This is a genomic window from Microbacterium sp. zg-YB36 (genome assembly GCF_024623575.2).
Taxonomy (GTDB): Bacteria; Actinomycetota; Actinomycetes; order Actinomycetales; family Microbacteriaceae; genus Microbacterium.
This window is the reverse complement of the sequence record NZ_JANJFD020000001.1, coordinates 1651904-1677947: the sequence shown is the minus strand read 5'-3', so window position 1 is coordinate 1677947 and position 26044 is coordinate 1651904. Positions and strand designations below refer to the sequence as shown.

The 26044-nt window shown below is 71.6% G+C and carries 24 protein-coding genes; 20 read left to right on the top strand and 4 right to left on the bottom strand.

The features are described from left to right. Positions 1 to 45: 45 nt before the first annotated feature. The 9 genes from NQ151_RS08635 to NQ151_RS08595 all read left to right on the top strand — a co-directional run bounded on the left by NQ151_RS08635 (position 46) and on the right by NQ151_RS08595 (position 9082). Positions 46 to 1104 (top strand): FUSC family protein, encoded by a 1059-nt coding sequence (locus NQ151_RS08635; RefSeq protein ID WP_257527757.1) that lies wholly within the window; start codon positions 46 to 48, stop codon positions 1102 to 1104. Between the two features lie 190 nt (positions 1105 to 1294). After that, on the top strand, positions 1295 to 1618 hold the full coding sequence (locus tag NQ151_RS08630; protein ID WP_257527756.1) for an LLM class flavin-dependent oxidoreductase: 324 nt from the start codon (positions 1295 to 1297) through the stop codon (positions 1616 to 1618). 63 nt (positions 1619 to 1681) lie between these two features. Further along, positions 1682 to 3340, top strand: coding sequence for a TIGR04028 family ABC transporter substrate-binding protein (locus NQ151_RS08625; RefSeq protein WP_257527755.1), 1659 nt, complete (start codon positions 1682 to 1684; stop codon positions 3338 to 3340). Then, positions 3340 to 4287: an ABC transporter permease gene (locus NQ151_RS08620; RefSeq protein ID WP_257527754.1), complete on the top strand. Its 948-nt coding sequence runs from the start codon at positions 3340 to 3342 to the stop codon at positions 4285 to 4287. The genes NQ151_RS08625 and NQ151_RS08620 overlap by 1 nt, the downstream gene beginning before the upstream one ends. Then, positions 4284 to 5198: an ABC transporter permease gene (locus NQ151_RS08615; RefSeq protein ID WP_257527753.1), complete on the top strand. Its 915-nt coding sequence runs from the start codon at positions 4284 to 4286 to the stop codon at positions 5196 to 5198. Before NQ151_RS08620 ends, NQ151_RS08615 begins: the two co-directional genes overlap by 4 nt. Then, positions 5198 to 6868 carry a dipeptide ABC transporter ATP-binding protein gene (locus NQ151_RS08610; protein WP_257527752.1) on the top strand — a complete coding sequence of 557 codons (1671 nt, stop codon included), beginning with the start codon at positions 5198 to 5200 and terminating at the stop codon, positions 6866 to 6868. The genes NQ151_RS08615 and NQ151_RS08610 overlap by 1 nt, the downstream gene beginning before the upstream one ends. Beyond that, positions 6865 to 7890: a putative FMN-dependent luciferase-like monooxygenase gene (locus NQ151_RS08605; protein ID WP_257527751.1), complete on the top strand. Its 1026-nt coding sequence runs from the start codon at positions 6865 to 6867 to the stop codon at positions 7888 to 7890. The genes NQ151_RS08610 and NQ151_RS08605 overlap by 4 nt, the downstream gene beginning before the upstream one ends. Next, entirely contained in the window at positions 7887 to 8492 is a 606-nt protein-coding gene (locus NQ151_RS08600) for a CMD domain protein (RefSeq protein WP_257527750.1), read from the top strand. The genes NQ151_RS08605 and NQ151_RS08600 overlap by 4 nt, the downstream gene beginning before the upstream one ends. Next, positions 8489 to 9082, top strand: a complete 594-nt coding sequence (locus NQ151_RS08595; protein ID WP_257527749.1) for an alkylhydroperoxidase domain protein — start codon at positions 8489 to 8491, stop codon at positions 9080 to 9082. The genes NQ151_RS08600 and NQ151_RS08595 overlap by 4 nt, the downstream gene beginning before the upstream one ends. 18 nt (positions 9083 to 9100) lie before the next feature. Here the strand turns inward: NQ151_RS08595 and NQ151_RS08590 are convergent, their stop codons facing one another. Continuing rightward, positions 9101 to 11236, bottom strand: coding sequence for an LLM class flavin-dependent oxidoreductase (locus tag NQ151_RS08590; RefSeq protein WP_257527748.1), 2136 nt, complete (start codon positions 11234 to 11236; stop codon positions 9101 to 9103). A 192-nt stretch (positions 11237 to 11428) separates the two neighbouring features. Here NQ151_RS08590 and NQ151_RS08585 point away from each other — a divergent pair, with 192 nt between their 5' ends. Genes NQ151_RS08585 through NQ151_RS08575 form a run of 3 tightly spaced genes read left to right on the top strand, consistent with a single transcriptional unit; the run spans position 11429 to position 13673 of the window. Further along, positions 11429 to 12277 carry a sulfurtransferase gene (locus NQ151_RS08585; protein ID WP_257527747.1) on the top strand — a complete coding sequence of 283 codons (849 nt, stop codon included), beginning with the start codon at positions 11429 to 11431 and terminating at the stop codon, positions 12275 to 12277. Beyond that, a complete protein-coding gene (locus NQ151_RS08580) occupies positions 12274 to 13278 on the top strand; it encodes a ketopantoate reductase family protein (RefSeq protein WP_257527746.1) in 1005 nt (334 codons plus the stop codon). The genes NQ151_RS08585 and NQ151_RS08580 overlap by 4 nt, the downstream gene beginning before the upstream one ends. Beyond that, positions 13275 to 13673, top strand: a complete 399-nt coding sequence (locus NQ151_RS08575) for an NAD(P)H-dependent oxidoreductase (RefSeq protein WP_285891694.1) — start codon at positions 13275 to 13277, stop codon at positions 13671 to 13673. The genes NQ151_RS08580 and NQ151_RS08575 overlap by 4 nt, the downstream gene beginning before the upstream one ends. A 25-nt stretch (positions 13674 to 13698) precedes the next feature. Here NQ151_RS08575 and NQ151_RS08570 read toward each other — a convergent pair whose 3' ends face one another. Then, the gene (locus tag NQ151_RS08570; protein WP_257527745.1) at positions 13699 to 14232 is read right to left on the bottom strand and encodes a ribonuclease H family protein; all 534 of its coding nucleotides are present in this window, start codon (positions 14230 to 14232) and stop codon (positions 13699 to 13701) included. 204 nt (positions 14233 to 14436) lie between these two features. Beyond that, positions 14437 to 15030 carry a DnaJ family domain-containing protein gene (locus NQ151_RS08565; protein ID WP_257527744.1) on the bottom strand — a complete coding sequence of 198 codons (594 nt, stop codon included), beginning with the start codon at positions 15028 to 15030 and terminating at the stop codon, positions 14437 to 14439. A gap of 109 nt (positions 15031 to 15139) precedes the next feature. Between NQ151_RS08565 and NQ151_RS08560 the strand changes: the two genes are divergently transcribed. From NQ151_RS08560 to NQ151_RS08525, 8 genes are all read left to right on the top strand, one after another. Next, on the top strand, positions 15140 to 15769 hold the full coding sequence (locus NQ151_RS08560; protein WP_257527853.1) for a PadR family transcriptional regulator: 630 nt from the start codon (positions 15140 to 15142) through the stop codon (positions 15767 to 15769). Further along, positions 15766 to 16485: an ABC transporter ATP-binding protein gene (locus NQ151_RS08555; RefSeq protein ID WP_257527743.1), complete on the top strand. Its 720-nt coding sequence runs from the start codon at positions 15766 to 15768 to the stop codon at positions 16483 to 16485. Before NQ151_RS08560 ends, NQ151_RS08555 begins: the two co-directional genes overlap by 4 nt. Further along, the gene (locus NQ151_RS08550; RefSeq protein WP_257527742.1) at positions 16482 to 19352 is read left to right on the top strand and encodes an FtsX-like permease family protein; all 2871 of its coding nucleotides are present in this window, start codon (positions 16482 to 16484) and stop codon (positions 19350 to 19352) included. The genes NQ151_RS08555 and NQ151_RS08550 overlap by 4 nt, the downstream gene beginning before the upstream one ends. Before the next feature lie 167 nt (positions 19353 to 19519). Next, positions 19520 to 20515 (top strand): ABC transporter substrate-binding protein, encoded by a 996-nt coding sequence (locus tag NQ151_RS08545; protein ID WP_257507778.1) that lies wholly within the window; start codon positions 19520 to 19522, stop codon positions 20513 to 20515. An 89-nt stretch (positions 20516 to 20604) separates the two neighbouring features. Continuing rightward, positions 20605 to 22194, top strand: coding sequence for a sugar ABC transporter ATP-binding protein (locus NQ151_RS08540; protein WP_257527741.1), 1590 nt, complete (start codon positions 20605 to 20607; stop codon positions 22192 to 22194). After that, on the top strand, positions 22191 to 23237 hold the full coding sequence (locus tag NQ151_RS08535) for an ABC transporter permease (protein WP_257527740.1): 1047 nt from the start codon (positions 22191 to 22193) through the stop codon (positions 23235 to 23237). Before NQ151_RS08540 ends, NQ151_RS08535 begins: the two co-directional genes overlap by 4 nt. Next, positions 23234 to 24262 (top strand): galactofuranose ABC transporter, permease protein YjfF, encoded by a 1029-nt coding sequence (gene yjfF / locus NQ151_RS08530; protein ID WP_257527739.1) that lies wholly within the window; start codon positions 23234 to 23236, stop codon positions 24260 to 24262. Before NQ151_RS08535 ends, yjfF begins: the two co-directional genes overlap by 4 nt. 88 nt (positions 24263 to 24350) lie before the next feature. Further along, on the top strand, positions 24351 to 25370 hold the full coding sequence (locus NQ151_RS08525) for a LacI family DNA-binding transcriptional regulator (RefSeq protein ID WP_257527738.1): 1020 nt from the start codon (positions 24351 to 24353) through the stop codon (positions 25368 to 25370). A gap of 72 nt (positions 25371 to 25442) precedes the next feature. Here the strand turns inward: NQ151_RS08525 and NQ151_RS08520 are convergent, their stop codons facing one another. Then, the gene (locus tag NQ151_RS08520) at positions 25443 to 26030 is read right to left on the bottom strand and encodes a helix-turn-helix domain-containing protein (protein ID WP_257527737.1); all 588 of its coding nucleotides are present in this window, start codon (positions 26028 to 26030) and stop codon (positions 25443 to 25445) included. Positions 26031 to 26044: the final 14 nt, after the last annotated feature.

Genomic DNA, 26044 nt, shown 5'->3' with positions numbered 1-26044 from the left:
ACCGCGCACTACCGTGGAAGGCTCACGCCCACCTCCGGAGGACCCATGTCGCGTGCGCGCGCCGCGCTGACCGACATCGTCGCCGGACTCTTCCGGCTGACCCCTGCTCCGGCGCCGCGCTGGCCGCTCGCCCTGCAGGCCGCCGTCGCCATGGTCGCCCCGATCGCGGTGTTCACCGTGCTGGGCGCACCGGAACTGGGCTACCGCGCAGCCGCCGGTGCCTTCGTGATTATCCACGCCAGCGCCCTGCCGCCGGCCGAACGCGCGCGAGTGCTCCCGTTCATCGGAGCGGGGCTGCTCGCCGCCGCCGCCCTGGGCGTCGCGTGCGCACACGTCCCCGCCCTTTCGCTCGCCGGTCTGGTCGTCGTGGCCCTGCTGGCGGCGGCCACGATGTACGGCTTGGCCCTCGGCGCACCGGGGCCGTTGTTCTTCGTGCTGATCTACGGGCTCAGTGGCCAGATCGCCTCCGCGATGGATGCCGCCCAATCGCTGACCTACCTGGGCACCCTGGCTCTCGGCATCGGCTTCGCCTACCTGCTCGCGCTGACCCCGCTGCTGTGGCGGAGCGTGCGCCGCGTCTCGGCGCGGCCACTGCGGCACCTGCTTCCCCGCCCGGTGCTCACCGGCGTCGCCGGCACGATGTTCCTGCGCGCCGCGGTCGTGACGATCGTGGGCACCGCCATCGGGGCCGCCGTCGACCCGCAGCGGACGTACTGGGTCGTCGGTGCGGCGCTCGGCGTGGTGGGGGTGGCGGTCGGCCGCCGGGTCGCCGTGGCCCGCGGCCTGCACCGGATGCTGGGCACCGTCGCCGGCGCCGGAGTGTTCCTGCTCATCGCGCCGTGGGGTGTCGAAGGCCTGTGGCTCGCGGCGGTGCTGGGCCTGCTGCAGTTCGTGGTCGAGCTGCTCGTGGTGCGCAATTACGGGCTGGCTCTGGTGTTCATCACGCCGCTCGTGCTGCTGCTGACGGGCGCGGCGACGGGGGAGCTGGGCACCGCCTTCGTCGGTGAGCGCATCGTCGACACCCTCGTCGGCGGTGCACTCGGTGCGGCGTCCGGGTTCCTCCACCGCCCCGGCCACGGCGCGGTGGTGACACCACCGCGCTGACGCGGCAGCGCGTCACACTTCGCCATACAACGGGCCGCGGCGCCCCCCGCTCCGCCCGGCGTCGCCTGCCCGCTCGACACAGGCCGACACATTCCCCGATCGCCCCTTCGGGGGCCGGCGCATCCTCCTTACGCTGACCGCACGCCGCCACCAGTCGGCTGCACCGCCGTCCGCGACCTCAGGAGACACAATGCCCCGCATCTCCCGCCGCCTCACCCTCGGGGCCATGGTGCGCACGCTGGGCGCCTACCCCTCCGGCTGGCGGCACCCGGGCGCACACGCCGAACCCGGCCGCGACGCCGCGGTGCTGATCGACCCCGCCGGGCTGCACGCCACCGACGCCCACGGCACGCACATCCGGGTGACCGGTCCCCTCAACACCGCCCGGCCGCCGCAGGGCCACCTGCCGATCGTGCATGCCGGCACGTCGTCCCGGTCGCGCGCGCTGGCCGCCGAGCTGGCCGATCTCGCGCTTGTCGCGCCAGCGGCTCGGACTGCCGCCGGCGACCACTGAAATCGCCGACCTCGCGCAGGCCACCGCCTGATGGGCCGCGCGCACCGAAGAGAAAGCACCGCCATGTCCCGTTCCTTCCCGCACCGTTCCGCCGCCGCGGCCACCGCGGCATTGGCTCTGCTCGCCCTCACCGCCTGCGCCGCCCCGGCCGGCGGCCCCAGTACGAACGCCGCCGCGGGCGACCCCGTCGAGGGCGGCACCCTGGTGTACCTCGAGCACCAGCCGCACACGACGCTCTATCCGCCGTCGGCGGGGTTCTATCCCAACGGCGGCATCGTCAACAACGTGTTCGACCGGCTCGTGTGGCAGGACCCCGAGACGCTCGAGCTCAAGCCCTGGATCGCCACCGACTGGGAGGTGAACGCCGATGCCACCGAGTACACCTTCAACCTGCGCGACGGGGTGACCTTCTCCGACGGCAGCGACCTGAACGCCGAGGTGGTCGCGAAGAACTTCGACCTGTACGGCCTGGGCGACGCCGAACGCGGCCTCACCGTCTCGGAAGCCATCAACAACTACGAGCGCAGCGAAGTGGTCGACGATGACACCGTCACCTTCCACTTCAGCGCCCCCGCCCCCGGCTTCCTGCAGGCGACGTCGACGAACAACTCCGGCCTGCTGTCGGAATCCACCCTCGACTTCACCCTCGAGCAGTTCGCCCCCGGCAACTCCGCCGAGGTGATCGGGTCGGGTCCGTTCACGATCACCGCGGAGGAGATCGGCGCGACCCTCACCCTCACCGCCCGCGACGACTACGACTGGGCGCCGCCGGACCGCGCGCACCAGGGCCGCGCGTACCTCGACGCCGTGCAGATCAACGTCACCCCCGAAGACAGCGTGCGCATCGGCGCCCTGCTATCAGGCCAGGCCGACTACGTCCGCTACGTCGAGGCGCAGGACGAGGCCCAGGTGGAGGGGGCCGGGTTCACGATCTACGCGCCGCAGACCAACGGTGTAAACAACGCGTTGAGCCTGCGGTTCCGCGACGGCATCCTCTCCGACATCCGGGTGCGCCAGGCCCTGACCGCCGGCATCGACCGGCAGGAGGTGGTTGACACGATCTACTCCGAGAAGTACCCGCTGGCCACGTCGGTGCTCAGTCAGGGCGCGCTCGGCTACGTCGACACCGCCGAGGCGTTCGCCTACGACCCCGACAAAGCCGAGCAGCTGCTCGACGAAGCCGGCTGGACCGTCGGGTCCGACGGGATCCGCGAGAAGGACGGCGAACCGCTCACCCTCGTGGTCAACGAAGCAGGACCGCAGCCGCGCTCGTTCGAGGCGCTCACCCTCATCAGCCAGCAGCTGAAGAAGCTCGGCGTGGATCTGCAGATCCTCAAGGCGGATGCCGGGACGGCCGCCGAGGCGATCCGCGATGCGGACCAGGTGCAGATCAACCACTCGATGGTCGCCCGTGCGGATCTCGACGTCATCAAGAGCCAGTTCTTCTCGCAGAACCGCAACGCGCTGCTGAACCTGGACTACGACGACCAGAGCATCGGCGACCCGAAGCTCGAGGAGCTGCTGCAGGCGGTGGCATCCGAGCCGGATGCCGACGCGCGCATCGCCGACAGCCAGGCGGTGCAGCAGTACCTCGCCGAGCAGGCCTATGTCATCCCGCTGTTCGAGGAGCCGCAGGTGTACGGCACCGCCACGAACGTGCAGGGCGTCACCTTCGAATCCGTCGCCCGCCCGAGCTTCTACGAAGTCTGGCTCAGCGACTGATGAGGTACCTCGTCCGCAGGGCCGGGCAGGCGGTCGTCGTCTTGCTGGTCGCGTTCACCGGGGCGTTCCTGCTGCTGCAGGCGCTCCCCGGTGACGCGCTCATGATCAAGTACGAAAACCCCGAGTTGGGGCTCTCTCCGCAGCAGATCGCCGATGTGCGGGAGCGCTTCGGCGTGGATACCCCGCTGCACGTGCAGTACGTGCACACCCTGCTCGGCTTTGTCGCCGGCGACTTCGGCTACTCGCTGCAGACCGGCACCCCGGTGCGGCAACTGCTGGGCGAGGCGCTGCCGCACACCCTGGCCCTCGGCGGCATCGCCCTGGTCGTGGCCGTGCTGATCGCGGCGGGCATCGCGTTCCTGTCCAGCGTGCCGCGGTTCGGCTGGATCCGCGACGCGCTGCGGTCGCTGCCGCCGCTCATGGTCTCCATCCCCACGTTCTGGTTCGGCATCATGCTCGTGCAGGTCGTGAGCTTCCAGCTGGGCTGGGTGTCGGTGATTGCGCCGGGCCCCATCGAAGGACTGATCCTCCCCGTCATCACCCTGGCGGTGCCGCTGTCCGCCCCGCTGGCGCAGATCCTGGTGCGCAGCATCGACGACGTCGCCGCGCAGCCGTTCGTGACCGTCGTGCGGGCGCGCGGCGCGTCGCCGTCGTGGATCCTCCGGCGCAACGTCGCCAAGAACGCGATCCTGCCCACGCTCACGATGGCGGGGCTGCTGCTGGGCGACCTGATCGGCGGCGCGGTGCTCACCGAGACCGTCTTCGCCCGGCCCGGCATCGGCCGCATCACCGAGCAGTCGGTCACAAACCAGGACACCCCGGTGCTGCTGGCGATCGTCGTGGTCGCGGCGGCCGCGTTCGTCGTCGTGAACCTCGTCGTCGACCTGCTGTACCCGCTGCTGGATCCGCGGCTGGCCAGCCGCGTGAAGGAAGGAGCCACCGCATGAGCGCGCAGACCCTCGTGGGGATCGGCACCGAGATCGTCGATGAGCAGGCCACCGCCCGCCTCGACCCGCCCACCGCCGCCGCACCCCGCCGCGCCGGGTGGCGCGCGCGGGTGCGGCGCGTGCGCCCGACCGAGATCGGGTCGTGGCTCGTGCTGATCGTCGTCGTCGCCTGGGCGATCGTGCCCTGGCTGTTCACGCCGCTGGACCCGTTCGCGGGGGACGCCGCGGCCGCGCTGCAGGCGCCCAGCGCGCTGCATCCGTTCGGCACGGATGCCACCGGGCGCGACATGTACGCCCGCGTCGTCTACGGCGCGGTGCAGTCGCTGTCGGGCGCCCTCGTCGCCGTCACGGTGGGACTCGTGGCAGGCACGTTCCTCGGGGTCGTCGCCGGCACCGTCGGCGGGTTCGTCGATGACGTCATCATGCGGATCGTCGACGTGCTGCTGGCCATCCCGGGGCTGCTGCTGGCGCTGAGCCTCATCATCATCCTGGGTTTCGGCACGGTGCAGGCCGCGATCGCCGTGGGCATCGGGGCGATCGCGAGCTTCGCCCGCCTCACCCGCGCCGAGGTGCTGCGGGTGCGGGGCACCGACTACGTCGAGGCCGCCTATGCCAGCGGCGGCCGGTTCTGGGCGGTGCTGCGCCGCCACATCCTGCCCAATTCGCTCACCCCGGTGCTGGCGCTCGCCGCCCTCAACTTCGGCGCTGCGATCCTCGCGATCTCGGCGCTCGGGTTCCTCGGCTACGGCGCCCCGCCGCCCATCCCGGAGTGGGGGCTGATGATCGCGGAGGGCCGCAACTACATCGCCACCGCGTGGTGGCTCACCACCCTCCCGGGTGTCGTGGTGGTCATCGTCGTGCTCAGCGCCAACCGGCTGAGCGCCGTCGCCGCCGAGAAGGGACGTCGCTGATGTCGCAGGACGTACTGACCGTCGCCGGCCTCGAGGTCGCCTACGAAGTGGGCCGTGCCCGGGCCCACGCCGTCCGCGGCGTTGACTTCACGATCGCCCCCGGCGAAGTGCTGGCGCTGGTGGGCGAGTCGGGGTCGGGCAAGACCACCACGGCGCAGGCCGCGACCGGCCTGCTGGCTTCCAACGGCAGCATCACCGGCGGCCGGGTGCTGCTGGGTGACCTCGATGTCACCGGCTGGACCGACCGGCAGTTCCGCTCGGTGCGGGGCACCCGCATCGGGTGGATCCCGCAGGACCCGCATTCCTCCCTCAACCCGGTGGCCCGCATCGGCGACTCCGTCGCAGAGGTGCTGCGCGTGCACCGCTGGCAGGACAAGGACGCACGCAAGCGCCGGGTGCTGGAACTGCTCGACCGCGTCGGCATCCCCGAGCCCGACGTACGCGCCCGCCAGTACCCGCATGAGCTGTCCGGCGGCATGAAGCAGCGCGTGCTCATCGCGGCGGCGATCGCGCTGCAGCCGGCCCTGCTCATCGCGGACGAGGCGACCAGCGCGCTGGACGTGACGGTGCAGAAGACGATCCTCGACCTCATCGACGACCTGCGCCGCGAACACGGCACCGCCGTGCTCATGGTCACCCACGACCTGGCCGTCGCCGCCGACCGCTCCCACCGCATCGTGGTGCTGCAGGACGGCCGGGTGCAGGAGGCGGGCGACACCACGCGGGTGCTGGAGGACCCGCAGAGCGCCTACACGCGCCAGCTGATCGCCGACGCGCCCTCGTTCGACATCGCGGTGCGCGCGCCGCGGTCGGTGCCGGCAGCGGGGACGGATGCAGCGGCATCCGTCGAGCCCGCCATCGTCGTGTCCGCCCTCACCCAGGAGTTCCCGCGCGGCCGCAAGCGCGCACCCCTCCGCGCCGTCGACGACGTGTCGTTCCAGGTCGCGCCGGGCACGACCCACGCGATCGTCGGCGAGTCCGGGTCCGGCAAGACCACCATCGCCCGCATCGTGATGGGGTTCCAGCGGCCCACCGCCGGCTCCGTCGTCGCCGGCGGGCACGACGTGGCGCGGCGGGACCGGGCCAGCGCCGCGGCGTTCCGGCGCGACGTGCAGATGGTCTACCAGAACCCGTTCGCCTCGCTCGACCCGCGGCAGCAGGTCGCCGCGATCATCGCCGAACCGCTCGTGAACTACCGGCTCGGTACGGCCGACGAGCGCCGCACGAGGGTCGCCGACATCGTCGACCGGGTGGCGCTGGCATCCACCGTGCTGCAGCGGCATCCCCGCGAACTCTCCGGCGGCCAGCGCCAGCGCGTGGCGATCGCCCGCGCACTCGTGCTGAACCCCCGCGTCGTCGTGCTCGACGAAGCCGTGTCGGCGCTGGATGTCACGGTGCAGGCGCAGATCCTGCGGCTGCTGGAAGACCTGCAGCGGGACCTGGGCGTGACCTACCTGTTCATCTCGCACGACCTGGCCGTCGTCCGCCGCATCAGCGACACCGTCTCGGTGCTGCGGCAGGGACGGGTCGTGGAATCGGGCACCACCGAGCGGATCTTCACCGACCCGCAACACGACGACACCGCACGACTGCTCGCCGCCATCCCCGGCGGCGCGCGGCGATCCGCGCCGCTCCCGGCAGCCGTGCCCACCGAAGGAGTACCGGCATGACCAAGCGCCTGGCACTGTTCACCCGCCTGCTGGACGACGCCCCGCCGGCGGAGCGGTTCCGTCTCGCCACGGCGCAGATCCAGCAGGCCGAGCGGTTCGGGATCGGCCGCGCCTGGGTCGCGCAGCACCACTTCCGCGCCGAAGAGGGCGGCCTGCCGTCGCCCTTCGTCTTCCTCGCGCACGTCGCCGCGCACACCGAGGCGATCCGCCTGGGCACCGGAGTGGTCACGCTGACCCTCGAAGACCCGATCCGCGTGGCGGAGGATGCCGTCATCGCCGATCTGCTCTCCGGTGGGCGCATCGACCTGGGGCTGGGCAGCGGCGGCTCGCCGGCGACCTTCGTGCCGTTCGGCATCGAGCCGCACGAGAAGACGCTGCAGTACGAGCGCAAGCTGGCGGTGCTGCAGGCGGCGCTGTCCGGTGGCGACATCGGTGGCGGCGCGACCCTGTATCCGGCCGCCGGGTCGCTGGCCCAGCGCGTCTGGCAGGCCACGTTCTCGGCCGTCGGCGGCACCCGGGCGGGCGTGAGCGGCGACGGGCTGCTGCTCTCGCGCACCCAGCCGCGGCCGCATGACGCCCCCGACGCGACGCTCGCCGAGATCCAGGATCCGATCATCGACGCGTACCTCCAGGCCCTCCCCGCGGGCGCGACGCCGCGCGTCACGGCCTCCCGCACGGTGTTCGTCGCCGACGACCGGGACGAGGCCCGCCGGTATGCCCAGGTGGGCCTGCGCCGGGCCGCCGAGGGGCTGCGCCGGTCTGGTCACGTGCTGCCGGACGATCTCGACGGCCTCATCCGCGCCACCGACACCCACCTCGGCACGCCGGAGGACGTCGCCGCGTCGCTCGCCGCCGATCCCGTGCTCGCCCGCGCCGATGAGATCGCGTTCCAGGTGCACTCCATCGACGCGCCGCACGAACTGGTGCTGCGCTCGATCGAACTGTTCGCCACCGAAGTCGCGCCCGCGCTGGGCTGGCAGGCTGCGGCATCCACCCCGTCCCTCGAATGGAGCCACGTATGAGCACCGCCACCCCACCGGACGTCGTCGACGCGATCGTCGGCATCGAACCCGGGTCCGCCCTCGACGCGCTGCGCCGCCGGCGGCCGGTCACGCGCACCGAGACCCAGACGAGCTTCGACGCACTGTTCGCGCCGCGCAGCGCCGACGAGGTGACCGTCGCCGAGCGGGCCCTGGTGGCGGCGTTCGTCACGCGTGTCACCGGCGACGACGACACCGCCGCGTTCTACCGCGACCGGGCCGCGGCGATCGACCCCGACCGTGCCGGGATCGTGGCCGCCGAGGCATCCGCCGCCGCAGCATCCGGACCCTTCGGCCGCTACGCCGAGCCGGGCCTACAGCACGAGAACACCGAGGGGCTGCGCTATCGGGCGGACGACGCCGTCCGCGCCGAGCTCGGCGAGCGCCTTGCCACTGCGCTCGAACACGCGCACCTGCTGGTGCTGCGCCCCCGCGAGGCGGATGCCGCCGCACTCGCAGCCCTGAGCGACGCGGGGTGGTCGGTCGACGGCGTCGTGACGCTGTCGCAGCTGATCGCGTTCCTGTCATTCCAGCAGCGGGTCGTCGCCGGCCTGCAGACCATCACCGAGGAGGCCGCGGCATGAGCACCACGACACCCACCACGAGCGTGCCGGAGCGCTTCACGCAGGACCAGGTCGGCTGGACGCCGCACCTCGAGCCCAAGCCCATCGACGACCTCGACGAGCGCGACTACGACGGCCTCGTCGACCGGGGGCGGGCATCGAGCGACTACTTCCGGCTGCTCGTGCGCGACCCGGAGATCCTGGGCGCGCGCACCCGCGTGGACAAGGACATCTTCTACAACACCGACGGCGGCCTTCCCCGGGCCGAGCGCGAGCTCGCCGCCACGGCGGCGTCGCGGTTGAACGGGTGCGTGTTCTGCGCGTCGGTGCACTCGCGGTTCGCCGCGCACCACTCCAAGCGTCATGACGACGTGCAGCGGCTGCTGGACGAGGGCATCGACGCCGACCTGGGCGAGCGGTGGAACGCCATCGTCGCGGCATCCGTCGCGCTCACCCGCACACCGTCGCAGTTCTCACCCGAACACGTGCGGCGGCTACGCGGCGCGGGCCTGGACGAGCTCGCGATCGCCGACGTCGTGCACGGGGCGGCGTTCTTCAACTGGGCCAACCGGCTCATGCTGTCCCTCGGCGACCCCGTCGCGCCGGCCTGACCCGCGCCGCGCGCGGGGTCAGGCGACGCTGAAGTTGTCGCGGAACAGCACCTCGGGGTCATAGCGGCGCTTCACGTCGCGCAGCCGCGCGAGCGTGGCCGGCGGGAACGCCTGCTCGATGAGGGCCGGGTCGGTGCGCGACTCGAAGCTGATCGCGGTGACCGAGAACGCGGCATCGCGGTGCGCGTACGCCGTGGCATCCGCCGGCACGTCGGCCACCGCCCCGCCGACCGAGCGGATCTGGAACCACGGGCTCGCACCGGAGGCCACCAGCGCAGCGATGGCGTCGGCGGCGGCGTCGAGGTCGCGCAGCAATCCGGAGCGGAAGCGGGGTTCGCCCTGCCCGTTGTGCACGGCATCCGCGGCGTTGGCCATCACCGTGGCGTACGTCGACAGCTGCACCGACTGGCCCACGAGCGGCGCCAGCTGCGCGAACGGCTGCAGCCGCTGGATGATCGTGTCGGGGTCGGGGTGGTCGACGACGCCGTACACCTGCGCGATCGGCGGTTGGCCGTCACGTCCCGGTGTGAGGATCGCGAACAGCGTCACGTCGCGAGGCGCCGCCTGCATCGTGGCGCCGAATCCGCGGACGAAGCCCGCCAGGTCGGTCGCATCGAAGGCGAGCTGCACCCAGCCGAGGTCGCCGACGGGCGACGCCTCGAATTCGAACGCCACTACGATGCCGACGTTGGCCCCGGCGCCGCGGACGGCCCAGAACAGGTCGGGGTTCTCGTCGGCGCTGGCGCGCACCACCGTGCCGTCGGCGAGCAGCACGTCGGCCGCCACCATCCGGTCGATCGTCAGCCCGTGCTCGCGGGCGAGGAAGCCGATGCCGCCGGCCGTGGCGAGTCCGCCGACGCCGACGCCGCCGTAGTCGCCGCTGGAGATGGCCCACCCGTGCGGTTCGAGCGCGCGGGCGACCTGCATCCACCGCGCACCCGGGCCGATCCGCACCCGGCGGGTCGCGGGGTCGAGCACCTCGATCTGCGCCAGCGCCCCGAGGTCCACGACGATGCCGCCGTCGTTGGTGCTGCGGCCGCTGACGCCGTGCCCGCCGCTGCGGATGCCGAAGGGGAGGTGCCGATGCCGGCGGGCGAACGCGACGGCATCCGCCACTTCCGCGACATTCCGCGGTCGCAGCACGATGCCCGGGGACCCGCCGCGCAGGTAGGTGGAGCGCACCGTGCGGTAGGCGAAGTCGCCGGGTTCGATCGCGGTGTCCTGCAGCGACGCGGGCACGTCGTCGTAGGCGATGCCCTCGCGCCGGCGGGAGATGGCCGCGGCGCTGCGCCCGGGCGCGGCCACGCCGACGCGCGTGCGTTCGGCGGCGACGGCCTCGCGCACGGCGGGGATCGTCTCGGCGGCGAAACGCTGCAGCAGGGCGGGGTCGTCGCTGCTCACGATGAACGCCGACATGCCGTCCTGCAGGGCGAGTTCGATGAGCTGGTCGGCGCTCTCGCCGCCGGAGATGTTGAGCAGCCGGCGCACTTCGCCCGGGTGGCGGCCGACGCCGGATGCCGCGTCGTCGATGCGGGCGTTGCCGGCGGCGATGTCGCCCGGCTTCATATACCCCAGCGAAGGGAGCCAGCCGTCGGCCTTACGTCCCGTCAGGCGCAGCATCCGCGGCTTGTAGGCGCCGAGCCAGATGGGCACGTCGTGCGCGGGGGCGGGCCCCCGCTTCGCGCCGTGCACCGGATAGTGCTCGCCGCCGTGCACTGCTCCGCGCTCGCCGGCGGCCCACAGCTCCCGGATGAGGTCGATCGCCTCCTCCAGCGCTTCGACCGATTCACCGGCGGTGAGCCGGGGGACCCCCATCGCCTCGATCGCGTCCCAGAACGCCCCCGCACCGAGGCCGAGGTTCAGGCGCCCGCCCGAGAGCAGGTCGAGGGATGCCGCGGCGCGCGCGAGCACCGGCGCCGGTCGCATCGGCAGGCTCGTGACGTTGGGGGCGATCTGGATCGTCGTGGTGGACGCGGCGACGTACGACATCAGCGTCCAGGTGTCGAGGAACCGCGGCTGGTAGGGGTGGTCCTGGAAGGTCGCCAGGTCGTAACCCAGCTGCTCGCTCAGCTGAGCCAGCTGCACGACCTGCTGCGGGTTGGCCGCCGCCGGGGTCAGAAAGGTGCCGAAGAGCAGGTCATGTCCGTAGTCCACACCCGACGCAACGTGCCGGGGGCGCGTTTGCTTCCCGCGCGGCATCCGACGACACTCCGACACGGGGCGTCATACGACGAAAGGCGTTGTCACACACCGCGCACGGGGGTGACGCGGCGCCGCGAAGTTCCTAGCCTGAAGGCACCGCCCCTGCCTGCTCGTGACGCCGGCGACCGACCCCTCGGGAGAACCATGTCCCTCCTCATCACCCCCGACGCCCTCGCCGACCTGATCGCAGGTTCCGCCCCGGTGCGCATCCTCGACGTGCGCTGGCGGCTGGACCGCCCCGATGGGCGCCCGGAGTATCTCGCGGGTCACATCCCCGGCGCCGTGTACGTCGACCTCGGCCGCGAGCTGGCCGCCCACGGCGAACCGACCGACGGGCGCCACCCGCTGCCGTCGGCGACGCAGCTCGGCCAGGCTGCGCGGCGCTGGGGCATCGACGACGGTGACACCGTGGTCATCTACGACGACTTCACTTCCTTCGCCGCGTCGCGGGCGTGGTGGGTGCTCGCCGACGCGGGCCTCCCCGACGTGCGCATCCTCGATGGCGCTCTCGCCGGCTGGGTCGCCTCCGGCCGCCCGCTGGAAGAGGGCACCGTCGTGCCGGAGCCCGGCGCCGTGACCCTCGGCAGGGGGTTCCTGCCCCGTCTTTCCATCGATGACGCCGCTCGGCTGCCCGACAGCGGGGTACTGCTGGACGTGCGTGCCGCGGAGCGCTACCGCGGGGACTCGGAACCGCTCGACCCGCGGGCAGGTCACGTGCCGGGTGCGGTCAACGCGCCCACGACCGGCAACGTCGACGCGGACGGACGCTTCCTCGAGCCCGAGGCGCTGCGGGAGCGCTTCGAACAGTTCGGGGTCGGCGACGACCGGCCGGTGGGGGTGTACTGCGGCTCCGGCATCACCGCCGCACACTCCGCGCTCGCGCTGACGCTCGCCGGATTCGCGCCCCAGCTTTATGCGGGGTCGTGGAGTCAGTGGTCCAACCATCCCGACCGCCCCGTGGCGCTCGGGTCCGAGCCGGGCGGGCGTCCGTGAGTCGCTACATCGTCGTGGGTGCGGGGGCAGTCGGGGGGCTGCTGGCCGCGCAGTGGACGCTCGCCCAGGTTCCCGTCGTGCTCGTCGCGCGGGAGCCGGCACACACCGCGATCGTCCGCGACGGGCTGCGCGTGCGCCGGCCGCACGGTGAAGAGGTCGTGCCGATGGAGGTGACCGGCTCGATCACCGACGCGCGCCCGACCGGGGCCGACACGATCGTGCTGGCGGTGAAGGCGCAGGATGCCGAGCGCACCGTCGCCGCGATCGCCTGGGTGCCGCTGTCCGACGGCCGCGGGGTGGTCGCGGACCTGCCGATCCTCACGGTGCAGAACGGCCTCGCCGCCGAGCGCATCGCGCTGCGCCGGTTCGACACCGTCATCGGGGTCTCCGTCGGCGTCCCCGCCAGTCACCTGGAGCCCGGAGTGATCGTCTCGGCCGCGCACCCCATCGTGGGTGCGGCGTGGCTGGGCGGGTATCCGCGGTCGCTGCCGGCCGAGGAGGAACGGCACCGCCTCGCCCTGGCGGCCGCGGGATTCGCGGCATCCGTCGAGCCCGACATCGCTGCGGCCAAGCGCCGCAAGCTCATCGCGAACCTGCGCACCGTGATCGACGTGTTCGATGCGACGCGGGAAGAGGCCGAGGATGCCGAGGCGGCGCTGGCCGACGAGGCGCGCGCCGTATTCGCGGCGGCAGGGCTGGCGGTCGCGCCGCCGCCGCGGGACGGCGCACGGCTGCAGGTGGGAGAAGTGCCGGGCCACGAGCCCGGGCGCGGGTCGACGTGGCAGAGTTTCGCGCGCGGTGCCTCGAGCGAGGTCGACTACCTCAGCGGCGAAGTGGCGCTCGCGGCCCGGTCGGCCGGAGTCGCGGCACCGTTGAACGCCGCGGTCGCCCGGGCGCTGGGTGTGTTGGCACAGCGCCGGGGCGGCCCGGGGGAGCTGCCGCTGCCGGTGGAATTCGGGTTCGAACTCGTCGGTGGGGCAGCCGAGCGGTCGCGCCGATGACGTCCGGCGCGGGGCCGCTGCGCGTCGTGGGCGTCTCCGGATCGCTGCACGCGCCGAGCAAGACCACCGTTTACCGGGCGTCGTTCACGGGACTGTTCAAGCACCTGTTCGACTTCGTCGAGCAGTACGCGCTCGTCGGGACCCCGGTCTTGGTGGCGGCCACCGGCGGCGACCGGCACGCGCTCATGCTCGAGCACCAGCTGCGCCCGCTGTTCGGGTTCTTCCAGGCGCTGACCCTGCCGGTGGGCGTCTACGCCAGCGCGGCGGACTTCGACGGCTACGTGCTGCGCTCGCCGGCGGTGCACGCCCGCATCGATCAGGCCGTTGACGGCGGGCTGCCGCTCATCCGCAAGGCCGCCGCGCAGGAAGTGTCGCCGTACGTCTCGACCTGGTGAGGTGCGGCGGGTGGCATCCGCCCGGTCAGCGCTTCTTCTTGGGAGCGTCGGTGACGTCAAGCTTGTCGTGCCCGCCGAGCGAGGACCAAGCGCTGGCCACGCCCTTCGCGGCGTGCTCGGCCGCGCGCACGGCTCGTTCGTCGGCCCACTCGTTGAGCACGTGGCCGCGGTGGCCGCGCACGTGCTCGAGCACGACGTCGGGAAGGCCCGCAGCCCGGCGCGCGTCGCGGGCGACGATGAGCTGCTCGAGCAGCTCGCGGTTCTTGGTGGCGGCGCCGGTGGAGGTCTTCCAGCCGCGGCGGCGGTGGCCGTCCATCCACGACTGGTAGGTGTCGATGGCGTACTTCGAGTCGGCCTGGATGTGCAGGTTCGGCTCGTCGGGGTGGTCGGTGATGGCCTTGAGCAGCCCCATCAGCTCGCCGATGTTGTTCGTGCCCTGCGGGATGGCCCCTGCCGCCCAGTTGCCGTCCGCGGCGACCCACGCCCAGCCGGTCGGTCCGGGGTTGCCTTTGCAGGCGCCGTCGGTGGCCACGATGTAGGGGGAATCCGGGGAAGTCACGGCCGCAACGCTACCTTCCCCAGGGATGACACCCCGACCGGCTGGTCCCCGCCGCCGCGGTTCGGTCGTCACGAACGTTCCGTCCCGGGGCGCGCGAGGGCCCTTCGTGACGACCGAAGTGGATGCCGGTGCGCTCGGTCGTCGCAAAGGGACCGGTGCGGGGCGGAAAAGGGACGTTCGTGACGACCCAGTGCGGAGGGTGCGTCAGCCGCGCCGCCACCAGCGGCGTCGGGAGCGCGCCGCAGCGTCGGCGTCGGCGACGGATGCCGCGGCGTGCCGCCGCACGCGGCGCTCGTGCCACGCGGCCACCTCTTCGTCCACGTCGCGCAGCGGCGTCACGACCGGTGGCCCGCCCTGCAACTGCCGGCGGGCTTCGATCACGCGGCGGTTGAAGTCCTCGACGTACTCGCGCACATCCTGTTCGCGGTGAAGTGCGTCGGCCCGCTCGGCGAACTCCGCGTGCTCGGTACGCAGCATCAGCGACGGCGGCCCGAGCCCGGTGAGCTTCTCGGTCTGGATCTTTCGGCGGATCCACCAATTCGGGTCGTGCTGCTCGCCGAGCCCCTCGAGCGGCTTGCCCGCACCGGGCAGGTCGTCGAACTCGCCACGACGGATGGCCTGCTGGATCGCGGTCTCGACGTACGCGGCACGATCCGTCGCGGTCGAGCTGCCGGGACTGGAGCGCGCGCGGTCCGCCTCGGGTGCGGCATCCGGCTCCGGCTCCGGTTCGCCGTCCAACTCACGCTGCAGCTTGTCCACGCGATAGCGCGCCGCCTGCAGCCGGGGATCGTCCGTCATCTGCCACCTCCCGCTCCTCCACGGTAACGCGATCCCGGCTAGACATCCCAATACCGCGTATGTATATACTCAGAAATCACATACGCAGTATGCATTGATGGGAGACACGATGTCGGTACGACAGAGCCTGCTGGCGATCCTCGATCAGGGGCCGTGCTACGGCTACCAGCTGCGGGCGGAGTTCGACCGTCGCACCGGCTCGACCTGGCCGCTGAACGTGGGCCAGATCTACAACACCCTCGACCGCCTCGAGCGCGATGGGCTGGTCGAGAAGGGTGACATCGACGAGCAGGGGCACGTGTACTGGCAGATCACGGATGCCGGCCGCGCCGAGGTGCGCACGTGGCTCGGTTCCCCCGTCGAGCGGGGGCAGGGAACTCGTGACGAGCTCGCCATCAAGCTCGCCGTCGCCGCAACGCTCCCCGGCGTCGATGTCGCCGACGTGATCCAGACCCAGCGCCGAGCATCGCTCACGCAGCTGCAGGAGTTGCAGCGTGCGAAGTATGCCGGCGCCGACCCGAACGGGCCGGAGGAGCTGGCCTGGTCGCTCGTGGTGGACTCGATGATCTTCACCGCCGAGGCCGAGGTGCGCTGGCTCGACCACACCGAGCAGCGCCTCGCGATGCATCCGCGTCACGCGATGACGCTGGAGCTGTCCACCGACAAGCCCAAGCGCGGACGCCCCGCCAAAGCACAGGCCGAGACCGAGGCCGACACGAAGCACGAGGTCGTCCGATGACCGAACCGGTGCTGCGCCTGGTCGGCGTCACGCAGCAGTACGGCGTGGGGGAGACCGCCGTCAGCGCACTGGCCGGCGTCGATCTCGACGTGGTCCGCGGCGAGCTCGTCGCCGTGATGGGCGCCTCGGGCTCGGGAAAGTCGACGCTGCTGTCGATCGCCGGAGGCCTGCAGCAGCCGACCACCGGGGAGGTCATCGTCGAGGGCACCTATCTCTCCACGGCATCCCAGCGCGAACTCGCGCAGTTGCGGCGCCGCTCGCTGGGTTTCGTCTTCCAGGACTTCAACCTCATCCCGACCCTCACGGCCATGGAGAACGTCACGCTGCCGCTCGAGCTCGACGGCTTCCGGGCCCGGGTGGCGCGCCGGGCCGGCAAGGACGCGCTCGCCGCAGTCGGTCTCGACGACAAGCTCGACGCCTACCCCGACGACCTCTCCGGCGGACAGCAGCAGCGCGTCGCGATCGCCCGTGCCGTCGTCGGCGGCCGCCGGCTGATCCTCGCGGACGAACCCACCGGTGCCCTCGACTCGGTGACGGGAGAGGCCGTGATGAAGATGCTGCGCACGCGAGTGGATGCCGGTGCCGCCGGCATCCTCGTGACTCACGAGCCGCGCCACGCGGCGTGGGCCGATCGCATCGTGTTCCTGCGCGACGGCCGGGTCGTCGACGAATCCCGCCGCGCCAGCGCCGACTCGCTGCTGAGCGACGCCCGATGACCGTCACCGCCCCGGCCCCCGACCTCGCGGGGCCGCCCTCCGCCGAACCCGCCGAGCGACCGCCCGCCGAGCGCCGCTCGCCATGGCCACGCCTGCGCGCCGACCTGCGCCTCGCCTCGCGGCAGGTGCGCCGCGGGTGGGCCTCGAGCCTGCTCGTGGTGGCCCTCATCGCCCTGCCCATGACGCTCGTTTCCGGCGGCATCGTGTTCGGCATGAGCCACGTGCCCACGACCGAGGAGACACTCACGGCGGAGCTAGGCCAGGCCGATAGCTGGGTCGCGATCGTGAACGGCCCCGATCCGTCACTGCGCCAGTACCTCGACGAGCCCACATGGTGGGAACTCGACCGTGAGGACATGACCGGCATCCCGGTGAACCCGGAGCAGCCGATGCCCGAGAGCGCCGCGCCGCTGTTGCCGGCCGGGCTCGACCCGATCGAGATCGGCTTCGGCGCCGTCACCGCAGAGACCGCGGGCGGCACCGGCTCGCTCGCCGCCGTCATCGGCGACGCGTGGGACCCCGTCCTCGAGGGACGTTTCGAGATCCGCGAGGGCCAGGCCCCCCGCGCCGCCGACGAGGCGATGGTCTCGCCCGGCGCACTCGAGCGCCTCGGCGCTCGGGTCGGCGACCACCTGGTGCTCACCGAGCCTGCGGCATCCTTCACAATCACGGGAGTCATGACGCAGGCCGAGGACCCCGATGCCGCCGAGCTCGTCTTCCTGCCGGCGACCGCGTCACTCCGGGCCCTGCAGGTGGACGTGACGTCCACGCGCTGGTTCCTCCCGGAGTGGAGTCCCACCGCCGACGACGTGGCAGAGCTCAACAGCGAAGGCCTCGTCGTGCTCGACCGGCAGCTGTACGCCAACCCGGGGGCCGGTGCGGCGCCGGGCTCGTCCGCCGCCTCGGTCTGGTCGATCGTGGCGATCGTGGCTGCTGCCGCAGCGTTCAGCGGCTACCTCGTGGTGCTGCTGGCGGGTGCCGCGTTCTCCGTCAGCGCCCGGCGACAGCAGCGCGCGCTCGCTGTCGCCGCGAGCGTCGGCGCCGGTCGCGGAGACGTGTTCCGTATCGTGCTGCTGCAGGGCACCGTGCTGGGTCTGGTCGGCGGCGTCATCGGCTCCGGACTCGGCATCGGGCTCGGCATCCTGTTCCTGCACCTGCTCGACGACGGTTCGGCTGCCGCGTTCTGGGGGCTGCACGTCCCGTGGCCGGCGCTCGTCGGTGTCGTCGTGTTCGCCGCGATCGTCGGCACGCTCGCCGCGCTGATGCCGGCGCGCGCCGCCACCCGCGGCGAGGTCATCGCTGCGCTGCGCGGCGCGCGGCGCCCGGTGCGCGTGCGCACCGACCGGCCGCTGTGGGGCTCGCTGCTGCTGGCGATCGGCATCGGCGTCACCGCGGCATCGGGGACCGTGCTCGCCACGGTCGAACCGATCGAAGGGGGCTCCCCGCACCCGCTGTGGGTCGCCGGCATCATCGGCATCATCGCCGGCCCGCTGCTGCTGCAGGTGGGCGTCATCCTCGCCGGTCACTGGCTGCTGACATTGCTTGCCCTCGTGTTGTCGCGGCTGGGCCTGGCCCCGCGCATTGCGGCCCGCGACGCCGCGGCCAATCCGGGCCGCATCGTTCCGGCCCTCGCCGCCATCGCCGCCGTTGCGTTCCTGTCGTCGGCTGCGCTCGGTGGGGTCGCGGTGGGCTTCGGTGCCGCGGAGCGTGGCTGGTTCTACCAGGCACCAGTCGGCGGCGTCGCCCTCGTCGCGTCGCTCGGGAACGGGGACGGGGACGACCGGGATGCGCTGCTCACCGTCGGCGAGGAGCGAGCGCGATCGTTACTCGCCCGCACCGACCCGGCAGCGGTCGCGCTCGTGCGCACCCAGGGCTGGCCCGGCGTGTACGACGAGTCCGGCCGGTTGCAGAATCCCGAAGCCACGGTGGTCGCCCCGGCGCTGCAGGACTACGTCGACTGCGCGGATGCTGCGCCGGGAAACATGGACTGCCTCCCGGCCGGTGCTGCGGCCCTTCAACACCACCACGCCCTGGCCGTGGTCGACGGCGCCGACCTCGAGGCAGCGCTCGGGCTTGCCGTGCCAAGCTCCGCCCGCGCGGCCTTCCGCGCCGGCGCGGCCATCGTCACCGACCCCCGGTTCCTCACCGACGACGGCCGTGTCGAGGTGGGCACGGTGACCGTGAAGCAGATCGACGGTGCCTGGGATGCCACCATAGGGGAGTCGCGCGAGGGCCGCTCGCTCGAGGTCGTCGATCTGCGTGCGCCCGTGGCGTTGCCGTGGGGCGTGGTCATCGCGCCGCAGACGGCCGAGCGCCTCGGCGTCGGGTACGGCGGTTTCACCCTCGTTGCCGCGTACGACGAGCCGCTGTCCGTGACCGCGATGGACCGGCTGCGCGCCGGCACCGAGGCCGCGTCGCGGACAGACGGCGACGTCTATCTGTGGCCCCACTTGGAGAGCGGCCCGCCCGCACCCGCCAGCTGGCTGTGGCTCATCCTCGGCGCCACGAGCACGCTCGTGGTCGCCGCGAGTGCGGTCGCTCTCGGCCTCGCGCGGGTCGAGCGCCGTCCTGACGACGCGACCCTCGCCGCCGTGGGTGGCAGCAGGCGTCTGCGCCGCGGCATCGCGCTGTGGCAGGCGCTGGTGATCACCGGGCTGGGCACCGTGACGGGTGCGATCGCCGGCATCCTGCCGGTGTGGGGCGTCGTGCTCGCCAGCCAGAACAACTACAACCCTCCGCAGCTCACCGACCTGCCGTGGGGCTGGCTCACGCTGCTGGCCGTCGGTCTGCCGCTGGCGATCGCGATCGTGTCGTGGCTCGTGCCGCCGCGGCATCCGGATCTCACCCGCCGCACCGCCATCGCATAGCCGCCGCGATCGGGTGGCCGGGGCAGATCCCGGCCGCCCAGAACTCCTCACCAAACCTCTTGTGAGCGCTAACAGTGAGCGCTAACATCATGGCCACGATCCCAGCCGGGTCGCCCATGCACCAAGGCGCACAGCCGCGCCGAGGGGGGAACAGGGAGGTTTGTTCAATGAAGAAGAAGCTCATCTCGATCGCGGCGGCAGCGGGGCTGCTGCTCGGTCTCGCGGGCTGTGCCAGCGGGGGCGGCGGAGCCGGAGGCGGCGAAACCGAAGGCCCCAAGGCCGTCGAGGATCTCGTCGTCGGCTTCGCCCAGGTCGGTGCCGAATCCGGGTGGCGCACGGCCAACACGAAAGACATCCAGTCCGCGTTCGAGGAGGCCGGCATCGAGCTGAAGTTCTCCGACGCGCAGCAGAAGCAGGAGAACCAGATCAAGGCGATCCGCTCCTACATCCAGCAGGGCGTCGACTACATCGCCTTCTCGCCCGTCGTCGAGACCGGCTGGGACGCGGTGCTCAACGAGGCCAAGGCCGCCGGCATCCCCGTCGTGCTCACCGACCGTGCCGTCGACTCGCAGGACGAGTCGCTGTACGTGTCGTTCCTCGGGTCCGACTTCATCGTCGAGGGTGAGAAGGCGGGGCAGTGGGTGCTGGAGGAGTACGCCGACACCACCGAGCCGGTCAACATCGTGCAGCTGGAGGGCACGACCGGCGCCGCACCGGCGCTGGACCGTGCCGAAGGGTTCGCCGAGGTGATCTCGGAGAACCCGAACCTCACCGTCATCGCCAGCCAGACCGGCGACTTCACCCGCGCCGGCGGCAAGCAGGTGATGGAGGCGATGCTCAAGTCCAACCCCGACATCGACCTCGTCTATGCGCACAACGACGACATGGGTCTGGGCGCGATCGAGGCGATCGAGGCGGCGGGCATGGTGCCCGGCGAGGACATCAAGATCGTCACGGTGGATGCCGTCAAGGACGGCATGCAGGCCCTCGCCGACGGCAAGATCAACTTCATCGTGGAATGCTCGCCGCTGCTGGGCCAGCAGCTCGTCGACATCATCACCACCCTCAACGAGGGCGGCGAAGTCGAAAAGCGCATCATCACGGAGGAGACGACCTTCACCCAGGAGCAGGCGATCGAGGCGCTGCCCGACCGCCAGTACTGATCGGAAGGACGAGGGGCGGATGCCGCCGGGCACCCGCCCCTCGCCCCACGCCCTGACCGACGCCGGCACGTTCGACGGAGAACACGCACATGACCGAGCCCACCCGCCCCGCTCCACCGGCCGGCCACCCCGACCCGATCGTGGAGATGACCGACATCACGATCTCCTTCCCGGGAGTCCGCGCGCTGGACGGTGTCTCCTTCCGCATGTTCCCGGGCGAAGTCCATTCGCTCATGGGCGAGAACGGCGCCGGCAAATCGACCCTCATCAAGGCGCTGACCGGCGTCTACCAGATCGACTCCGGCTCGATCCGGCTCGCCGGCGACGAGGTGCTGTTCCGCACCACCGCGCAGGCGCAGGATGCCGGCATCTCCACGGTGTACCAGGAGGTCAATCTGCTGCCGAACCTGTCGGTTGCGGAGAACATCATGCTCGGCCGCGAACCGCGCCGATTCGGGTCGATCGACGTCCGGCGCATGAAAGCGCAGGCCGCCGAGGTGCTCGAGGGCCTGGGCCTGGCCATCGATGCCGGGTCGCTGCTCGGCTCGCATTCGCTGGCCATCCAGCAGCTCATCGCCATCGCCCGTGCCATCAACGTCGACGCCCGGGTGCTCGTGCTCGACGAACCCACCTCGAGCCTGGACGCCGACGAGGTCGCGGAGCTGTTCCGCATCATCCGCTCCCTGAAGGAAAGCGGCGTGGCGATCCTGTTCGTCTCGCACTTCCTCGACCAGGTCTACGAGATCGCCGACCGGCTCACGGTGCTGCGCAACGGACGTCTCGTCGGCGAGTACTTGACGCCCGACCTGCTGCGCATCGATCTCGTGCAGAAGATGATCGGCAAGGAGATCGCGACCCTGGAAGACCTGGAGCAGCGGGTGCGGGAGGATGCCGGACCGGGCGACGCGACGGTGTTCCTGCGCGCGCGGGGTCTCGGCCGCAAGGGCGCCGTGGCACCGCTGGACCTGGAGATCCACGAGGGCGAGGTCGTCGGCTTCGCCGGCCTGCTCGGCTCCGGGCGCACCGAGATCGCGCGGCTCCTCGGCGGCGTCGACCGTGCCGACACCGGGGAGCTCACGGTGCGCGGCGACGCGCGGCGGCTGCGCACGCCGCGTCAGGCGCTGTCCGCGCGCATCGCGTACTCCAGCGAGAACCGCCGCAGCGAAGGGATCGTGGACGAACTGACGGTGCGCGACAACATCATCCTCGCGCTGCAGGCCGACCGCGGCTGGTTCCGCCCGATCCCGAAGAAACGCCAGCAGGAGCTGGCCGACAGCTACATCCAGGCCCTCAACATCCGCACCCCGGACGCGGATGCCATCGTGCGCAACCTCTCCGGCGGCAACCAGCAGAAGGTGCTGCTGGCCAGGTGGCTGGCCGTCGCCCCGCGCCTGCTGCTCCTGGACGAGCCCACCCGCGGCATCGACATCGGCGCGAAGGCCGAGATCCAAAAGCTCGTCGTGAGCCTCGCCGAGAACGGCATGAGCGTCGTCTACATCAGCGCCGAGCTGGAAGAGGTGCTGCGCCTGAGCCACCGCATCATCGTGATGCGTGACCGCGAGAAGGTCGCAGATCTCCCCAACGACGACCTCACCGTCGACAGCCTGCTCGCCCTCATCGCCGAGGGTGAGCCCTCCGAATCCGAGTTGCCGCTCACCGACCAGGGAGAACGCGCATGACCGCCGCCCTTGCCCGCTTCGTCTCGAACCGGCTGTTCTGGCCACTCGTGATGCTCGTGGTCCTCTTCCTCATCAACGTGGTCGCCTTCCCCGGGTTCTTCACGATCACGATGCGCGACGGCAACCTCTACGGGTCGCTCATCGACATCCTCCGCAACGGCGCACCGACGCTCATCATCGCCGTCGGCATGACGCTCGTGATCGCCACCCGGGGGATCGACCTGTCCGTCGGTGCGGTGTGCGCGATCTCCGGGGCCGTGGCCTGCAGCATCCTGCTCGGGGCGTCGAACCCCGCCGATCCGGGCGTCGTCGCCGTCGCGGTGCTGACCGCCATCGCGGTGGGCCTGGTGTGTGGCCTCTGGAACGGGTTCCTCGTCTCGGTGCTCGGCATCCAGCCGATCATCGCGACACTCATCCTCATGACCGCCGGCCGCGGCATCGCGATGCTCATCACGGAGGGGCAGATCCTCACCGTGAACAGCCCGCCGTTCAAGGTGCTCGGCGCCGGGTTCTGGTTCGGCATCCCGGTGGCCGTCTACATCGGCGCGACCGTCTTCCTCATCGCCGCCGCACTCACCCGGCGCAGCGCGCTGGGGATGCTCATCGAGTCCGTCGGCATCAACCCCGAAGCCAGCCGTCAGGCCGGTGTCCGGGCGCGGGTGCTGCTGTTCGCCGTCTACACGTTCTGCGCCCTGTGCGCCGCCGTGGCCGGTCTCATCCTCACCGCCAACACGATGGCGGCGGATGCCAACAACGCCGGCCTGTTCATCGAACTGGACGCGATCCTCGCCGTCGTCATCGGGGGCACATCGCTCGCCGGCGGCCGCTACTCGCTCACCGGCACGCTCATCGGGGCGCTGGTGATCCAGACGCTCGTGACCACGGTGTACACCGTCGGCATCCCGCCGATCGCCACGATGGTGTTCAAGGCCGCGGTCGTCACGATCGTGTGCCTGCTGCAGTCGCCGACGACCAACGAGGCGTTCCGGGGATTCCGGCGACGACTGGCCCTGCGATCGGGCAAGGGGGTGGCAGCGGCATGACCATCTCCCTGGCCCCGACGCCCGCCCCCGTGCGCAGCCCGCTGCAACGGGCGACCGGCGGCATCCGTGGCACCTTCACCAGCCCGAAGTACGGACCCGTGCTGGTCACCCTCATCCTGTTCGTGGCGGTCTTCATCGGCGGCGGCATCCGTTACCCGGGCTTCTTCTCCGGTCAGGTGCTGCTGAACCTGCTCGTGGACAACGCCTACCTCATCGTGCTGGCCGTCGGGATGACGTTCGTCATCCTCACCGGCGGCATCGACCTGTCGGTGGGCGCCGTCGTGGCGATGTCGACGATGATCGCGGCGAGCCTGCTGCAGTCGGGATGGCCGGCGTATGCCGTCATCCCGCTGATCCTGCTGGCCACGAGTCTGCTCGGCCTGCTGGTCGGGATCATGGTGCACTACTTCAAGGTGCAGCCGTTCATCGCGACGCTCGCGGCGATGTTCCTCGCGCGGGGCCTGTGTTACATCATCAGCCAGAACTCCATTTCGATCAGCGACCCGACGTTCATCGCCCTCGGGGTGGGCCGCATCCCGCTGGGTGGCGGGCTGTCGATCACCCCGAGCGTCATCATCGCGGTCGTCGTCGTGGTCATCGCGGTGTGGGTGCTGCACCGCACCCGGTTCGGGCGCACCGTGTATGCCCTCGGTGGCAGCGAGCAGAGTGGTCTGCTCATGGGCCTGCCGGTGGCGCGTACCAAGGTGCTGGTCTACGTGATCAGCGGGCTGTGCTCGGGGATCGCAGGCGTGCTGTTCACCCTGTACACGCTCTCCGGGTACCCGCTGACGGCGATCGGCACCGAACTCGACGCGATCGCCGCGGTCGTCATCGGTGGCACGCTGCTGGCCGGCGGCTACGGCTTCGTGCTCGGGTCGGTGCTGGGAGTGCTCGTGCTCGGCATCATCCAGACGATCATCTCGTTCGAGGGCACCCTGTCGTCGTGGTGGACCAGGATCTTCATCGGGGCGCTGCTGCTGGTGTTCATCGTGCTGCAGCGCGTGTTGACAGCGCGACGCCGATGACCGCCGGCGCGGAACGGCCCCGCGCCCCCGGGATAATGATGGGCGAGGCGCGGACGACGACGGCGCCCGAGGGGAGCCGGCGGAGCAGGTGAGTGGCAACGGCGGTGATCGCGGGCGCGTCGCGACGATCTTTGATGTCGCGCGTCTGGCCGGCGTCTCGCACCAGACCGTGTCGCGTGTGCTCAACGACCTGCCCAACGTGCGCACCGCCACCCGCGAGCGGGTGGAGCAGGCGATCACGGAGCTGCGGTACGTGCCCTCGCAGGCGGCGAGGGCCCTGGTCACCCGCCGCTCCCGCACGATCGGGCTCGTGGCCACCGGGCTGCCCGATTTCGGCCCTGCTAGCACCGTGCGCACCGTCAACGAGTCGGCGCGCGACGCCGGCTATGCCGTCATCACGATGAGCCTGGCCGATGCCGAGGTGCCGTCGCTGCGCTCGGCGGCGGAGATGCTCATCCGCCAGTCGGTGGAGGCGATGGTGCTGGTGGTCGACGAGCGCGCCGCACTGGCCGCCTTCGACGGCTGGGAGCTCGGTGTGCCCCTCGTCGCGGTGGCATCCGACGCCCGGCGGCGCGCGCAGCGCGTGACGATCGACCAGTGCGAGGGCGCCCGTGCCGCCGTGTCGCACCTGCTCGAGCTCGGGCACCGCGACATCCGCCACATCGCCGGCCCCGAGGGGTCGATGGATGCCGAGGAGCGGTTGCGCGGCTGGCGGGAGCGGCTCGACGAAGCGGGTGCGCCGGTTCGCCCGGCGGTGCGCGGCGACTGGTCGCCGGATTCGGGGTTCCGCGCCGGGCAGCAGCTGCTGGCCGACGGCGTACCAGGTGCGGTGTTCGTGGCGAGCGACCAGATGGCCGTCGGGCTGCTGCATGCCCTGGAGGCGGCGGGGCTGCGGGTGCCCGACGACGTCAGCGTCGTGGGGTTCGACGACATCCCGGAGGCGGCGCACTTCTCGCCGCCGCTGACGACGATGAGCCAGGACTTCGTCGGGCTCGGCCAGGACGCGATGGCCGCGGTGCTGGCGATCCTGCAGGACGAGCAGTCGCCGCAGTACCCCGAGCCGCGGGTGCCGCAGCTGGTGCTGCGGGCGAGCACGCGCCGGGTCTAGCGCGCAATCGCCTGATCACCGTAACTTCCAGGAAACCCGCCGCCGAGCCACAGAAGTTTCGTGGCAGGCAACCTACGCATCCGATCCGCTCCACGGCGCGGGGGAGAGGATCCAGAGGAACTCGGCCGGGACCGTCCCGTCGTTGCGCCACGTGTGTGCGTCTTTGCCGCGAAAGGTCAGGGTGTCGTGCGGCCGGAGCGCGATCTCCTCATCCGTGAAGACCAGGGTGATCGAGCCGCTCAGGATGAGCACCGTCTCGCTCTCGCAGTTCATCGAGTAGAGGTCGCGCCCGCCGGAGGCGCCCGGGTCCGCGCGTGACCACAGCAACTGCGTGCGGGGCTCGCTGCGGGGGGTGAGCAGCCACTCGGCGACCCCCCTGCCGCCCATGTTGATTGCAGGCGCCGTGGCGAGCGAGATGACTTCGCGCTCCGGCGTGGTGAACAGGCTCCCGATCTCCAGGGACAGCACCTCGCACAGCGCGACCAGAGTTGCGACGCTGGGGGATGCGACATCCCGTTCGAGTCGGCTGATGAAGCTTTTCGTCACACCAGCGGCGTCGGCGACCTGCGCGATGGTGAACCCGCGCTGCTGCCGCGCGTGGCGCAGGCGCGGACCGATCTGCGGCGGGGCCGTCGTGGGGGTCGGCACCACAGGTCGCATGGAAACTCCTCGAT

Bases quoted from the DNA above. Each gene is read 5' to 3' on its own strand.
- NQ151_RS08635 (WP_257527757.1), top strand. From the start codon at position 46: ATGTCGCGTGCGCGCGCCGCGCTGACCGACATCGTCGCCGGACTCTTC.
- NQ151_RS08630 (WP_257527756.1), top strand. From the start codon at position 1,295: ATGCCCCGCATCTCCCGCCGCCTCACCCTCGGGGCCATGGTGCGCACG.
- NQ151_RS08625 (WP_257527755.1), top strand. From the start codon at position 1,682: ATGTCCCGTTCCTTCCCGCACCGTTCCGCCGCCGCGGCCACCGCGGCA.
- NQ151_RS08620 (WP_257527754.1), top strand. From the start codon at position 3,340: ATGAGGTACCTCGTCCGCAGGGCCGGGCAGGCGGTCGTCGTCTTGCTG.
- NQ151_RS08615 (WP_257527753.1), top strand. From the start codon at position 4,284: ATGAGCGCGCAGACCCTCGTGGGGATCGGCACCGAGATCGTCGATGAG.
- NQ151_RS08610 (WP_257527752.1), top strand. From the start codon at position 5,198: ATGTCGCAGGACGTACTGACCGTCGCCGGCCTCGAGGTCGCCTACGAA.
- NQ151_RS08605 (WP_257527751.1), top strand. From the start codon at position 6,865: ATGACCAAGCGCCTGGCACTGTTCACCCGCCTGCTGGACGACGCCCCG.
- NQ151_RS08600 (WP_257527750.1), top strand. From the start codon at position 7,887: ATGAGCACCGCCACCCCACCGGACGTCGTCGACGCGATCGTCGGCATC.
- NQ151_RS08595 (WP_257527749.1), top strand. From the start codon at position 8,489: ATGAGCACCACGACACCCACCACGAGCGTGCCGGAGCGCTTCACGCAG.
- NQ151_RS08585 (WP_257527747.1), top strand. From the start codon at position 11,429: ATGTCCCTCCTCATCACCCCCGACGCCCTCGCCGACCTGATCGCAGGT.
- NQ151_RS08575 (WP_285891694.1), top strand. From the start codon at position 13,275: ATGACGTCCGGCGCGGGGCCGCTGCGCGTCGTGGGCGTCTCCGGATCG.
- NQ151_RS08565 (WP_257527744.1), bottom strand. From the start codon at position 15,030: ATGACGGACGATCCCCGGCTGCAGGCGGCGCGCTATCGCGTGGACAAG.
- NQ151_RS08560 (WP_257527853.1), top strand. From the start codon at position 15,140: ATGTCGGTACGACAGAGCCTGCTGGCGATCCTCGATCAGGGGCCGTGC.
- NQ151_RS08555 (WP_257527743.1), top strand. From the start codon at position 15,766: ATGACCGAACCGGTGCTGCGCCTGGTCGGCGTCACGCAGCAGTACGGC.
- NQ151_RS08550 (WP_257527742.1), top strand. From the start codon at position 16,482: ATGACCGTCACCGCCCCGGCCCCCGACCTCGCGGGGCCGCCCTCCGCC.
- NQ151_RS08545 (WP_257507778.1), top strand. From the start codon at position 19,520: ATGAAGAAGAAGCTCATCTCGATCGCGGCGGCAGCGGGGCTGCTGCTC.
- NQ151_RS08540 (WP_257527741.1), top strand. From the start codon at position 20,605: ATGACCGAGCCCACCCGCCCCGCTCCACCGGCCGGCCACCCCGACCCG.
- NQ151_RS08535 (WP_257527740.1), top strand. From the start codon at position 22,191: ATGACCGCCGCCCTTGCCCGCTTCGTCTCGAACCGGCTGTTCTGGCCA.
- yjfF (WP_257527739.1), top strand. From the start codon at position 23,234: ATGACCATCTCCCTGGCCCCGACGCCCGCCCCCGTGCGCAGCCCGCTG.
- NQ151_RS08520 (WP_257527737.1), bottom strand. From the start codon at position 26,030: ATGCGACCTGTGGTGCCGACCCCCACGACGGCCCCGCCGCAGATCGGT.